The 12,618-nt window shown below is 65.4% G+C and carries 13 protein-coding genes and 1 other RNA gene; 5 read left to right on the top strand and 9 right to left on the bottom strand.

Annotated features, from left to right (window positions below; translation table 11 throughout):
• Positions 1 to 39: 39 nt before the first annotated feature.
• Entirely contained in the window at positions 40 to 1,188 is a 1,149-nt protein-coding gene (locus tag IM784_RS07190) for a fumarylacetoacetate hydrolase family protein (protein ID WP_199554597.1), read from the bottom strand.
• A 267-nt stretch (positions 1,189 to 1,455) separates the two neighbouring features.
• On the opposite strand from IM784_RS07190, the gene IM784_RS07185 reads away from it, so the two are divergent.
• The gene (locus tag IM784_RS07185; protein WP_235976618.1) at positions 1,456 to 3,951 is read left to right on the top strand and encodes a glycoside hydrolase family 3 protein; all 2,496 of its coding nucleotides are present in this window, start codon (positions 1,456 to 1,458) and stop codon (positions 3,949 to 3,951) included.
• A 103-nt stretch (positions 3,952 to 4,054) separates the two neighbouring features.
• Here the strand turns inward: IM784_RS07185 and IM784_RS07180 are convergent, their stop codons facing one another.
• From IM784_RS07180 to gluQRS, 3 genes are read right to left on the bottom strand one after another with little or no spacing between them, the layout of a single operon-like run.
• Positions 4,055 to 4,657 (bottom strand): cob(I)yrinic acid a,c-diamide adenosyltransferase, encoded by a 603-nt coding sequence (locus IM784_RS07180; RefSeq protein ID WP_199554596.1) that lies wholly within the window; start codon positions 4,655 to 4,657, stop codon positions 4,055 to 4,057.
• A gap of 23 nt (positions 4,658 to 4,680) precedes the next feature.
• Positions 4,681 to 4,890 carry an HIG1 domain-containing protein gene (locus IM784_RS07175; protein ID WP_199554595.1) on the bottom strand — a complete coding sequence of 70 codons (210 nt, stop codon included), beginning with the start codon at positions 4,888 to 4,890 and terminating at the stop codon, positions 4,681 to 4,683.
• A 39-nt stretch (positions 4,891 to 4,929) separates the two neighbouring features.
• Positions 4,930 to 5,796, bottom strand: coding sequence for a tRNA glutamyl-Q(34) synthetase GluQRS (gluQRS, locus tag IM784_RS07170; protein WP_199554594.1), 867 nt, complete (start codon positions 5,794 to 5,796; stop codon positions 4,930 to 4,932).
• Between the two features lie 176 nt (positions 5,797 to 5,972).
• Here gluQRS and IM784_RS07165 point away from each other — a divergent pair, with 176 nt between their 5' ends.
• Positions 5,973 to 6,593, top strand: coding sequence for an HNH endonuclease (locus tag IM784_RS07165; RefSeq protein ID WP_199554593.1), 621 nt, complete (start codon positions 5,973 to 5,975; stop codon positions 6,591 to 6,593).
• A 201-nt stretch (positions 6,594 to 6,794) separates the two neighbouring features.
• Here the strand turns inward: IM784_RS07165 and IM784_RS07160 are convergent, their stop codons facing one another.
• From IM784_RS07160 to rnpB, 3 genes are all read right to left on the bottom strand, one after another.
• The gene (locus IM784_RS07160) at positions 6,795 to 7,166 is read right to left on the bottom strand and encodes a VOC family protein (protein ID WP_199554592.1); all 372 of its coding nucleotides are present in this window, start codon (positions 7,164 to 7,166) and stop codon (positions 6,795 to 6,797) included.
• A gap of 454 nt (positions 7,167 to 7,620) precedes the next feature.
• A complete protein-coding gene (ndk, locus tag IM784_RS07155; protein WP_199554591.1) occupies positions 7,621 to 8,043 on the bottom strand; it encodes a nucleoside-diphosphate kinase in 423 nt (140 codons plus the stop codon).
• A 178-nt stretch (positions 8,044 to 8,221) separates the two neighbouring features.
• Positions 8,222 to 8,596: RNase P RNA component class A (gene rnpB / locus IM784_RS07150), an RNA gene on the bottom strand.
• Between the two features lie 69 nt (positions 8,597 to 8,665).
• Here rnpB and IM784_RS07145 point away from each other — a divergent pair.
• Both IM784_RS07145 and IM784_RS17605 read left to right on the top strand, forming a co-directional pair.
• Entirely contained in the window at positions 8,666 to 9,031 is a 366-nt protein-coding gene (locus tag IM784_RS07145; protein WP_199554590.1) for a DUF4870 family protein, read from the top strand.
• A 43-nt stretch (positions 9,032 to 9,074) separates the two neighbouring features.
• Positions 9,075 to 9,572, top strand: coding sequence for a hypothetical protein (locus IM784_RS17605; RefSeq protein ID WP_328799475.1), 498 nt, complete (start codon positions 9,075 to 9,077; stop codon positions 9,570 to 9,572).
• A gap of 6 nt (positions 9,573 to 9,578) precedes the next feature.
• Here IM784_RS17605 and aroC read toward each other — a convergent pair whose 3' ends face one another.
• The gene (gene aroC / locus IM784_RS07135) at positions 9,579 to 10,652 is read right to left on the bottom strand and encodes a chorismate synthase (protein ID WP_199554589.1); all 1,074 of its coding nucleotides are present in this window, start codon (positions 10,650 to 10,652) and stop codon (positions 9,579 to 9,581) included.
• Positions 10,653 to 10,931: 279 nt separating this feature from the next.
• Here aroC and IM784_RS07130 point away from each other — a divergent pair, with 279 nt between their 5' ends.
• Positions 10,932 to 11,720, top strand: coding sequence for a hypothetical protein (locus tag IM784_RS07130; protein ID WP_199554588.1), 789 nt, complete (start codon positions 10,932 to 10,934; stop codon positions 11,718 to 11,720).
• A 46-nt stretch (positions 11,721 to 11,766) separates the two neighbouring features.
• On the opposite strand, the gene fabI is transcribed toward IM784_RS07130, so the two are convergent.
• Positions 11,767 to 12,585, bottom strand: a complete 819-nt coding sequence (gene fabI, locus IM784_RS07125; protein ID WP_199554587.1) for an enoyl-ACP reductase FabI — start codon at positions 12,583 to 12,585, stop codon at positions 11,767 to 11,769.
• Positions 12,586 to 12,618: the final 33 nt, after the last annotated feature.

Here is a 12,618-nt window from a genome sequence, read left to right as displayed (position 1 = left end):
CCATTTCTGTCTTCTGTCCATTCTGTCCAGGGTGCCGCTTCAGGCGTGTTCGGGTGCTGCCTGCCGCCGCTCCAGCACCCGCATCAGCTCGCGGATGCCAAAGCGCCAGGGCGCCGCGTCCTTCGAGGTGGTGACGCGGTTGACAAGCGTGCCGAGGCGCGGCGAGCTGATGGAGACGATATCGCCCACCTTGTGCGTGAAGCCGCGCCCCGGATCGTCGCGATCCTGCACGGGCGCGAACAGCGTGCCAAGATAGAGGACGAAGCCGTCGGGATACTGGTGCTCGCTGAGCGCCTGCCGCACCAGCTCGGCCGGATCGCGGCTGATCTGGCGCATCGAGCTGTGGCCGGTCAGCTTATAGCCCTCCGGCCCCTCGATCCGCAGATCGAGTTCGGCCTCGCGCACGTCGTCCAGCGAGAATCGGCGGTCGAACAGGCGGATGAAGGGGCCGATCGAAGCCGACGCATTATTGTCCTTCGCCTTCCCCAGCAGCAGCGCGGAACGGCCCTCGAAATCGCGCAGGTTCACATCATTGCCCAGCGTCGCGCCGACGATGCGGCCGCGGCTGTCGACGACCACCACGACCTCCGGCTCGGGATTGTTCCAGCTGGAATCGGACCGGATGCCGATGTCCGCCCCCCATCCCAGCGTCGCCAGCACCGGCGCCTTGGTGAACACTTCCGCGTCCGGGCCGATGGCGACTTCCAGATACTGCGACCACATGCCGGCCTCGATCAGCGCGGCCTTCAGCCTGGCGGCATCTTCCGAGCCGGGGACGACGGAGCGGATGCCGCCGCCGACCTTCGCCTCCAGTTCCGCGCGGATCCCGGCGGCCTTGCCGGCGTCGCCGCGGGCGCGTTCCTCGATCACCCGCTCGATCGCAGAGACGGCAAAGGTGACGCCGGCGGCCTTCACGCACTGCAGGTCGATCGGGGAAAGCAGGGTAAAGCCGCTGTCCTCGCCCGGGCCACCCAGCTCCAGCAGGTTGCACAACGGATCGCCCTCGATCTCGGCCAGATCCTCGCGGTCCAGCAGGTCGGCCATCGTGGCCGCCTGTCGCGACATGTCAAAGACCTGACCGTCGCGGACGAGAACCGGCACCGGGCCATCGGCCAACAGCACGCGGCCCGCGAGCAGCGCATCCATATGATCGACCGGCAGGGCCGATTGGTCGAATTTGAATGTCATGGAAATCCCACCCGCCAAGTCCCGCCTGCCAAGTCTAAACTTGCTTGTCCCTTTGTTCTGATAGCGCTACCAGTGTCGAGCTTCCGCTGCAAGACAATGCTGCGGCAAACTGCGGCTGAGCGCGCGATGCCGGGGTGAATGGCAGCGGGGGAGATCGGCTTTCTTGCCAGGAAATTCGGCTTGGGGCTGACAAGTGAACGTTCACATACGTAGATTTGGACAAAATCGGGGATTGGGAGAGGGATTTTGAGCTCAACTCGTGCAATATTGCGGGCCACCACTGTGGGTGCGGGCCTTGCGGCGATGGCGATGTCGGCAATGGCGCAGGTCGCGCCGATGCAGCCGCCGGTAACGCCCCCGGAATCGACGGTGCATCCGGAAATCTGGCCGTCGCCGAAATGGCCCTTCCCCACCGACGCCGCAACGGAGAAGCGCATCGCCGACCTCCTGAAGCGGATGACCGTGGAGGAAAAGGTGGGCCAGGTGATCCAGGCCGACATTTCCGCCGTGACCCCGGCCGACGCCAGGAAATACCACCTCGGCTCGATCCTGAACGGCGGCAACTCCGCCCCCGGCGGCGACGAATTCGCCCCGGCGCAGAAATGGCTGGAGCTGGCCGACGCTTTCTATGCAGCCTCCGTCGACAAATCCGGCGGCGGTGTCGGCATCCCCATCATCTGGGGCACGGACGCCGTGCACGGCCATTCCAACATCGTCGGCGCCACGCTGTTTCCGCACAACATCGGCCTGGGCGCCGCCCGCGACCCCGACCTGATCGAGCGGATCGGCGCCGCGACTGCGAAGGAAATCCGCGTCACCGGCATGGAGTGGACCTTCGCGCCCACCATCACCGTGCCGCAGGATTTCCGCTGGGGCCGCGCCTATGAGGGCTATTCCTCCGATCCGGCCATCGTCTCCAGCTATGCCGGGCGGATGATCAAGGGCCTGCAGGGCGTCCCCGGACAGGGCACCGTGCTGTCGGGCCCGCACGTCATCGCCAGCACCAAGCATTTCATCGCCGACGGCGGCACCTTCGAGGGCCGCGACCAGGGCGACGCAAGGATCAGCGAAACCGAGCTGCGCGACATCCACGGCGCCCCCTATGTGCCCGCGATCGAGGCCGGCGTCGAAACGGTGATGACCAGCTTCTCCAGCTGGAACGGCGTGAAGATCGCCGGCCATCCGGGGCTCGTCACCGACGTCCTGAAAAAGCGCATGAACTTCGGCGGCTTCGTCGTCACAGACTGGAACGCCCATGGGCAGGTCGCCGGCTGCACCAATGCCAGCTGCCCCCAGGCGCTGCTGTCGGGTATCGACATGTACATGGCGCCCGATACCTGGCGCGACATCTACACCTCGCTGCTGGCGCAGGTGAAATCCGGGCAGGTGCCGATGGTGCGGCTGGATGATGCCGTGGCGCGCATCCTGCGGGTGAAGATGCGCATGGGCCTGTTCGAGGCGGGCAAGCCGTCGTCGCGGCCGCTGGCCGGGCAATATGCGCTGCTGGGCGCCGCCGATCACCGGGCGATTGCCCGCGAGGCCGTGCGCAAATCGATGGTGCTGCTGAAGAACAACGGTAGCATCCTGCCGATCAAGGCCGGCGCCAACGTGCTGGTGGCCGGCGACGGCGCCGACGACATCGGCCGGCAATCCGGCGGCTGGACCCTGACCTGGCAGGGCACCGGAGTCGACAACAGCAAATTCCCCGGCGCCACCTCCATCTGGAAGGGCATCGAGGCCGGCGTAGCCGCAACGGGCGGCACGGCGACCTACTCGCCCGACGGCAGCTGGCGCGGCAAGCCGGACGTCGCCATCGTCGTCTTTGGTGAAACCCCCTATGCCGAGTTTCAGGGCGACCTGAAGACGCTGCAGCTGCGGCCCGAACTGCGCAAGCCGTTCGAGACGATGCAGAAACTGAAGGCGCAGGGCATTCCGGTGGTGGCGCTGATGATCACCGGCCGGCCGCTGTTCGTGAACCCGGCGCTGAACGCCGCCGACGCCTTCGTGGTGGCGTGGCTGCCCGGCTCGGAAGGGGCGGGCGTCGCCGACGTGCTGCTGCAGCGGAAGGATCGCCGCGCCGCGTACGACTTCACCGGCAAGCTGCCGGTCGCCTGGCCGCTGACGGCGGACGCCAGGGGGCCGACGCTGTTCAAGCTGGGCTACGGGCTGTCGCTCGCGGACGCCCCGGTCGCATGGAAGCCTCTGTCCGAAGACCCCGGCGTCAAGGACAGCGACGGCGGCGGCACCTTCCTCGATCGCGGGTCACCGGTGGCGCCGGTCTCGCTCTATGTGACCGACGGCAAGGCGGATTCAACGCGCATTTCGACGATGCCGGCGACCGCTCTGGGCGGCAAGGTGCAGATCACCGCAACCGACCATATCGTCCAGGAAGGCGCCCGCCGCTTCGACGTGCAGCAAGGCCCGGCGGTGATCGAGCTAGCCAACCTCGATCCGATGGACCTGACCCGCGAAACCAACGGCGATGTGTTGTTGGTGATGACCGTGCGCCGGGATTCCGCGCTCACCGGGCCCATCACCCTGTCGCTGACCGGGGCTTCCGGCACCGCCACCGTGCCGCTGGGCGATGCCAAAAAGACGCCGCAAGGCCAGTGGGCGCGCGTTGCCGTGCCGCTGAAATGCTTCGCCAGCGCCGGCATGGCCGCAGTCGGCAAGCCGTTCGCGCTGACCATCGGCAGCGGCACCTTCAGCCTGGCGCGCGTGGCGCTGGGCACCGATGCCGACGTGACGGTACCCTGCAAATAAGGACTGGAGCGGCCGTTCCGACTGCATCGGAACGGCCGCTCTGTCCCGGTGTTTTTCCCCGCGGGTGTTCGAGCCGGCTCGGCCCGGCCGCGCCAGTCACGCTCTACCGGTTGGCGGCAGGCACCCACAGCGGGTCGCCCGTGCCCCCGGTGTCCGGACGGTTCGCATGGCGGGCCATCACGAACAGATGGTCCGACAACCGGTTCAGATAGCGGATAGCCACGGGGTTGATCTCCGCCTCCGCCGCTGCTGCCACCGCCTCGCGCTCGGCGCGGCGGACGATGGCGCGGGCGACATGCACCTGCGCCGAAAACGGGGTGCCGCCGGGCAGGATGAAGCTGCGAAGCGGCTCCAGATCGGCGTTCATGGTGTCGATCTCGCGCTCCAGCCGATCCACCTGCGATTGCGCCATGCGCAGCGGATGCCATTGTGCGGCAACGCCGTTCGGGCCGAAATCCTCGCCCTCCCACGGCATGCGCGGCGTCGCCAGATCGGCGCCGACATCGAACAGGTCGTTCTGGATGCGGGCGATGATCTGCCCATAGTCACCCGCATGCAGCGCCGCCAGCCCCAGCACCGAATTGGCTTCGTCTGTCGTGCCATAGGCGGCGACGCGAAGACTGGTCTTTGAAAGACGCGAGCCGTCGGCAAGCCCCGTCGTGCCGTCGTCCCCGGTGCGGGTATAGATCTTGTTGAGCTTCACCATCGCGCAGGCCCCTGGTTCACGCCCTAGTTGGACAGGCCCCGCCCGCCGACGATGAACAGGATGATGACCAGCGCAATGGTCAGCATCTGCAGCGTCACCCGCATCGACATCAGCTTGTTCGACTGCTGGCCCGAGATGTCCTTGCCCTGGGCCATGGTAACGATGCCCTTGATCAGCACGAAGGCGGTCCCAAGGGCGAAAAGCACGATCAGTGCGATGAGAAGCGCGTTCATGGGCGTTGCCTTACCAGCACCCGCCGGCCAGCGCACGTCCTATATGGGGAGGCTGGCTGATATGGGGAGGCCTGCCGTCGCCAGCAGAGGCGCTGCCTTTTGCAGCAGCTGCAGGCGGACGGCCTCGCCGCTTTCGCCGGATTGCCGCAGGCTGGCGAGCGTTGCCGCATGGTCGCGCTTGGCAAGGCGCCTGCCGCTGTCGTCCGCCAACAGCGGGTGGTGCAGCGTCGCGGCCTCCGCAAAGCCCAGCACCTGCTGCAACAGCCGCTGCACCGGCGTCGCCTCCACCAGATCGACCCCGCGCGTCACCAGCGTGACCCCCTGCCGCGCGTCATCCGCCACACAGGCCAGGTGATAGGCGATCGCCCCATCCTTGCGCTGCAGCACCGGATCGCCGCCATTGTCCGCCATGCCGGATTGCCCGCCCGTGGCCAGATCGTGCCAGTGCTGCCGCATGGGCAGCCCTGTTGCGGCCAGATCGAGCCGCCAGGCGTGCGGTGCCGCCGGCGCTTCGGTGCGGCCCCGGCAGGTGCCGGGATAGGGCACGGTTTCGCCCGCGTGGGGGGCGCTGGCGGCGCGGGCGATATCGGCGCGGGTGCAGGTGCAGGCATAAAGCAGCCCGCGCGCCCGCAGCCCCTCCAGCAGCGCCAGATGGCGCGGACGGCCAAGCGACTGGACTTCCACCTCGCCGTCCGGCGCCAGCCCCAGCCAGTGCAGGTCGTCGTGGATGGCGGCGGTGAATTCCGGGCGCGCGCGGCCGCTGTCGATATCCTCTATCCGCAGCTTCCACTGGCCGCCGGCCGCCTGCGCCGCAGCCCAGCCGACCACGGCGGAAAAGGCGTGGCCCATGTGCAACAAGCCGGTCGGAGACGGCGCGAATCGGGAAATCAGCGGGTCGGGTACCATTTGGGCCAAGTCTCCGGCTTGACGGCAACTATATCTGGTGCTGTCATATCACCGACATACAGCCTCTGGTATAGGGGCAAGCGATATCCGAGCAGGCGTTTCGATGCGACTGCCCGATGTGCGATAGGGACGGTGAATCGGGGGGCTTCGCTTGGCAGCGATGAGGAGCCGCGGCCATGTATCATCCGGAAGTCGTCGAAGCCCGAAACAGCGAATCCCGATGGCGGCACGATGTGGGCCATGCCCGCTGGGCCAGTCCGCAGGCCTGCCCGGCGCTGGTGCTGAACGCGGATTACACCCCGCTCTCCTACTATCCGCTCAGCCTCTGGAGCTGGCAGGACGCGATCAAGGCGGCCTTTCTGGAGCGGGTGGACGTGATCGCCCAATATGATCGGGAAATCCGCTCCCCCAGCTTTGCGATGCGCCTGCCCAGCGTCGTGGCGCTCCGGCAATATGTAAAGCCCAGCCAGAATCCGGCCTTCACCCGTTTCAATCTGTTCCTGCGCGACAAGTTCGCCTGCCAATATTGCGGCTCCCCGCACGAGCTGACCTTCGATCATGTGGTGCCGCGCGCCTATGGCGGCCGCACCACCTGGCAGAATGTCACCACCGCCTGCGCCCCGTGCAACCTGCGCAAGGGCGGGCGGACTCCGGCCGAAGCGCATATGCTGCCCCGGCAACGGCCGTTCCAGCCGACCAGCCACCAGCTGCAGGAAAACGGCCGAGGTTTCCCGCCGCACTACTGCCACGAGACATGGCGGGATTATCTGTACTGGGACTCGGAACTCGAAGCCTGAGTAAAGCTCAGGCTTCAGGCGGCCGCGATTGGTGCGCAGCGCCAACTCGCGGACTCGCCGGGAGTTCGCGGCCGGCTGAGCGGGGGATATCTCTCGCCCGCCAGTCCGACGGCGTGGGCCTTGCCCACGTCCTTTCCTTATTTACTCTTTCCGGCGAGCCGGCGGACTCGGCGGCTTGGCCGCCGGCCGCCGCCCAGATCGCTAGGGCGCAGGCCCCAGCTGCTCCCACAGTTCAATCTTTATGCCGTCGCAATCGAGGATCCAGGCGAACTTGCCATAAGGCTCCTCCTGCCGCCCCAGCACGGTCACGCCCTTTCGCTCCAGCTCCTCGACAAAGCCATCGAGGTTGTCGACGCGGAAGTTGACCATGAACGGCGCTTCGGAAGGCGCGAAATAATCGCTCTCCGCCTTGAACGGCGAGTAGATCGAAAAGCCCTCGTCGCTATCGTTCGCAAAGGGAAAGGTAGCGCCGAACTCGCCGCCGATGCCCAGCACATCGCGATACCAGGCGTTGGTCTTCTCGACGTCGGCCACCTTGTAGAAGACGCCGCCGATGCCGGTGATCTTGGTCATGCCCATCCCTTCCGAAGCACGCCTCCTGCCCCCCGGCTCCTGCGAAGACAGGATGACATGAAAATGGGCGCCGGCACAGCCGGCGAGTCCGCTGAGAAAGGGCAGAGAGAAAAAGAAAAGGCGATCATGGTCTTTGCAAACCTATCGGCCCTGAAATCACGCCCGGACCCCGCTCAGGCTGAGCTTGTCGAAGCCCCGGACGCGACAGGATAGTCGCCGAGCGGGTGGCATGAACCAAGGGCTTCGACAAGCTCAGCCTGAGCGAAGTAAGGGGCGGGAACCAAGAGCGGAACACGTCGCTGGTTTGCAAAGGATGCATTCGCCAAAGAAAAAGCCCGGCAAAGCCGGGCTCGTCGGACGGGTTCGGCGGGCTGATGCCCGCCGCCCCGCCGTCCGGGCGCTCCGCGCGAGTCCGCGAGTTAGGGCTGCGCCCTAATCGCGGCCGCGCCTGGCCTCAGCCGACGATCTCTTCCGGCTTGAAGAAAAACGCGATCTCGATCGCAGCATTCTCTTCCGAATCCGAACCGTGCACCGAATTCGCTTCGATGCTCTCGGCCAGTTCCTTGCGGATGGTGCCGGCGTCGGCGTTGGCGGGGTTCGTCGCGCCCATCACCTTGCGGTTCAGCGCCACGGCGTCTTCGCCTTCCAGCACCTGCACGACCACCGGGCCGGAGGTCATGAACGACACCAGATCGTTGAAGAACGGACGCTCGGCGTGCACGCCATAAAAGCCCTCGGCCTGCGCCTTCGACATCCGGATGCGCTTGGAAGCGACGACGCGCAGGCCGGCATCTTCCAGCATGGCGGTCACCTTGCCAGTGATGTTGCGGCGCGTTGCGTCGGGCTTGATGATCGAGAAGGTGCGCGTGACAGCCATGAGACTTTTCCTGTGCTTCCAATATTGGGAGGGTTTCGCGGGCGGGCCTTTAGCGGAGCGCGCCGCAACGCACAAGTTCAACGCCCACCCGCCCCCGGCGCGCAGCGCCGCAAGGCCGACCGGCCGCCCGAGCCAATGCGAGGAAGCCAAGGCGCGGATGCGCCGCGGAGAACAAAAACGTGCCAGAGGTCCGATAAGCCGGGTTCTGTCCCCCTTTCGGGCGGCGACCATTCATCTAGGACTGGCCTCGCGACCAGCCTCCAGCAACCAACCCGCGCATCCCGGCCGGATCCAGCCTGCCCGTTTCCGGGCGCGATGCGCCTATTCGGTCTTGCTCCCGGTGGGGTTTGCAAAGCCGCTGCTGTTACCAGCCGCGCGGGGCGCTCTTGCCGCACCATTTCGACCTTGCCGGAAACTTGCGTCCGTCCGGCGGTGTCTTTTCTGTTGCACTTTCCCTGGGGTCGCCCCCGGCAGGCGTTACCTGCCACCGCTGATCCGTGGAGCCCGGACTTTCCTCGGGCAGTTTCCTGCACGCGGCCGCCTGGACCTCTGGCACCGGCTTCCCTTGTCAATTGCCCCCCGAAAGGTCAAGTTACAGCCGGGCAACGAACTGGAGGGCTGAATGGCGAACGAACCGGCAACAACCAACGATTTCCAGATGAACAGGCCGACCATCATCAGCCTGCTCTACATAGGTTCGTTCCTCGCCGGCATCACCACCATCATCGCCGTGATCCTGGCCTATGTGTGGAACGGCGAAAGCCATGCAAGCTGGGAAGACAGCCATTATCGCTATCACATCCGCACCTTCTGGATGGGGATGGTGTGGACGGCGGTTGCCGTGGTCGGCTCGATCGTCACCCTGTTCCTGCTGGCGTGGCTGCTGTTCCCGCTGGTGGCGGTCTGGTTCGTGGCACGGGCGGCGAAAAGCCTGATGGCGGCACAAAGGAACGAACCCGTCCGCAATGTGGAAACATGGTTCGTCTAGGAAGGTTGTGTTGACGGGGGGTGCAGAAACGAAAGGCACTTCGATGAACGGCAGGGCGCGCGACGATGAACCACCCGAAGCGGTAAACCGCGAGCAGGAGGACGAGGGCCAGGCGCAGGATGTCGCCGAGGATGCGCTGCATCCCGAAACCGGCGGCGGCTCGGTGCGCGGCAACCATGTCGATCCCACCCAGATCCTCCCCGACGATGTTCCCGATCTGGTGGAAACGATGGAGCATATGGTCAGCTCCGGCCGGATCGACAACGACGCCTATGCCGGCGAACCGCAGCACGACGACGAAGAGGACATGCTGGGCGATACCGAGGATGACGACGACGACATGCTCTACAACGAGCTGGCGGACGGCAGTGAAGACCCGCTGGCCGATCCGGTGGATCTGTCGGAAATCGCCGACACCGGCGACGACCCGCTGGGCGAAGTCGCTTCCGAGCACGGCCTGGAAGACGAGGATTCAGAAGACGACGACGATGATTATGACGATGCCGACGACGACGATCTCTATGGCGAGGACGAGGAGTAGCCCCCTTTAGCGCCCCGTCTGCCCGCGGTGCATCAGTTTCGCATCCGCCAGCACCAGCGCCATCATCGCCTCCGCCACCGGCGCCGCGCGAATCCCCACGCACGGATCGTGCCGGCCCCTGGTGACGATCTCGGCCGCTTCGCCGTCGCGCGTGATCGTCTCCACCGGCGTCAGGATCGAGCTGGTCGGCTTCAGGGCCAGACGCACCACCACCGGCTGTCCCGTGCTGATGCCGCCCGCCACGCCGCCGGCATGGTTCGCAAGGAAGACCGGGCCGTCATTCCCCGGCCGCATCGGATCGGCATTCTCCTCGCCGCGCAGCCGGGCGGCGCCAAACCCGTCGCCGATCTCCACGCCCTTCACCGCATTGATGCTCATCATCGCTGCAGCCAGCTGCCCGTCCAGCTTGTGATAGATGGGCGCACCCCAGCCGGCGGGGACGCCTTCGGCCACCACTTCCACCACGGCGCCCAGCGAAGAGCCTGACTTGCGGGCGGCGTCCAGCGCCTTTTCCCAGCGCGCGGCGGCCCCGGCATCGGGGCAGAAGAAGGGGTTGGCCTCGATCCCGGCGGCATCGAAATGCGCCCGATCGATCGCATCGCCACCCAGCTCCACCAGATAGGCGCTGATCTTCACGCCCTCGCCCAACACCGCTCGCGCCACGCCACCGGCAGCCACCCGAGCCGCCGTTTCCCGCGCCGAGGAGCGCCCGCCGCCACGCGGATCGCGCAGCCCATATTTCGCATCATAGGCATAGTCGGCATGGCCGGGCCGATATTTCACCGCGACTTCGGAATAGTCCTTGGAGCGCTGGTCCACATTGCGGATCATCAGGCTGATCGGCGTGCCGGTGGTCAGCCCCTCATACACACCGGACAGGATCTCGAGCCGGTCAGGTTCCTGCCGCTGCGTCGTGAAGCGGCTGGTCCCGGGCCGGCGCCTGTCAAGGAAGGGCTGGATCAAAGCCTCCGACAGCGGCAGCCCGGGCGGACACCCATCCACCACGGCCCCCAACGCCGGCCCATGGGATTCCCCCCAGGTGGTAAAACGAAAAAGCTGCCCGAAGCTGTTCATCGACATGGAAGCGGGGAATGGCCGAACAGGCAGCTTTTGGCAAATCTGTGGTTAACCGGAATTTTCATGCAGCCGACCACTTGACCGGCAACAAACGGCATTCAATGCAGTGGGGTTAGTGTATCGGCAGCCAGGCTGATGCCCGGAAAAAGCGGCGAGAAAGTACGCCGTACTATCAGGGAGCTATTATAGATGTCGTTTCGCGTTGTGCTGGCCACCGCCGTCAGCTTGCTTGCAGTCCAACCCGTTGTTGCGAACCCTGCCACCCCGACGGCCGCCGCAGCGATGACCAACGATGCAGTGATCACGCTGGCAAAGGCCGGGCTTCCCGACGATGCGATCGTCGCGAAAATCCGCAGCGGCCCTACCGCATTCGACCTTTCCACCGATGGGCTGATTGCACTGAAGAATGCCGGCGTTTCCGGCCCGGTAATGGCGGCGATGATCGCCCCCACCCCGGCAGCGGCACCAGCCGAACTTTCGATTGATTCACCCGATCCTAACGTCCCGCACTATCCCGGACTATATATGCTGGTGAAGAACAACGGCACCGGCGACAAGATGGTCCGGATCGACGCCACCATGTCCAACCAAGCCCGGACGAGCAACCTGCTTGGCTACGCTTTGACAATGGGTATCGCCTCGATGAGCCTGAAGGCCAGTGTGCCGGGCGAAAGCGCCAGGATCCAGACCAAACATCCGCAGCCGACATTCTATGCCTTCTTCGAGGAATCCATTCCGCGTAGCTTGCAGAATGCAAATTCCAGCACGTGGGCCAGCGGTATTGGAACCACCACTTCGTCGCCTGCCGAAGTAAGTCTCGTCCGCTTTGCGGAGGGCGACAACAGGCGCGATGCCAAGGTCGGCCGCGTCAACATTGGCGGCGCCAAGACCGGCGTAATGGAAAAGGATCAGATCGAGTTCGACAGCGAAATGCTGAAGCCGGGCGTTTACAGGATCGTGCCTGCGCAGATGCTGACGCCGGGGGAATATGGCTTCATCCAGACTATCGCTGGCGGCGGAAAGAACGGCGCAATGTCCGCTCGGGTCTTTGATTTCGGGGTTGAGAAGTAACAATGGACAGCGGGCGCCGCTCCGCATGAGCAGCGCCCGCCGTTCGCTACGCCAGAGCAATATCCGGCGCGTCCTCCGCCTTCATCCCGATCACATGATAGCCGCCGTCCACATACAGCACTTCGCCCGTCGTCCCTGAACTCAGGTCGCTCAGCAGATAGGCGCCGGCGCCGCCGACATCCTCCAGCGTGATGTTGCGCTTCATCGGGCTGTTCAGCTCGTTCCACTTCAGAATATAGCGGAAATCGCCGATGCCGCTCGCCGCCAGTGTCTTCACCGGCCCGGCCGACATCGCGTTCACGCGGATATTGTCGCGGCCATAGTCCACCGCCAGATAGCGAACGCTCGCCTCCAGCGCCGCCTTGGCAACGCCCATCACATTGTAATGCGGCACCACTTTTTCAGCCCCATAATAGGTGAGCGTCAGCATCGAGCCGCCATTGGGCATCATCGCCGCCGCCCGGCGGGCAACCGCCGTGAAGCTGTAGACCGAGATATCCATCGACATGCGGAAATTCTCGCGGCTGGTTTCGGCATAGCGGCCGCGCAGCTCGCTCTTGTCGGAAAAGCCGATGGCGTGGACCAGAAAGTCGATCGTCGGCCACAGCGCCGAAAGATCGGCGAACAGCTTGTCGATCGACTCGTCCTCGGCGACATCGCAATCGAACAGATGTGCTACGCCCCCCCCCACTTCCAATAGCGATTCAGCGAGCGGCCGGACGCGCTTCTCCAGCGCCTCGCCCTGATAGCTGAAGGCCAGTTCCGCGCCCTCGGCGGCCAGCTTTTCCGCAATGCCCCAGGCCAGCGAACGATCATTGGCGACACCCATGATCAGCCCGCGCTTCCCTGTCATCAATCCCATCAACTTCTCCGTGAACGGCGCAATTCGTTGCCGTCG

The sequence above is a fragment of the Sandaracinobacteroides hominis genome, assembly GCF_016464365.1.
GTDB lineage: Bacteria > Pseudomonadota > Alphaproteobacteria > Sphingomonadales > Sphingomonadaceae > Sandaracinobacteroides > Sandaracinobacteroides hominis.
Note: the sequence above shows the minus strand (reverse complement) of the source record. Positions and strands in the feature narration are given on the sequence as shown.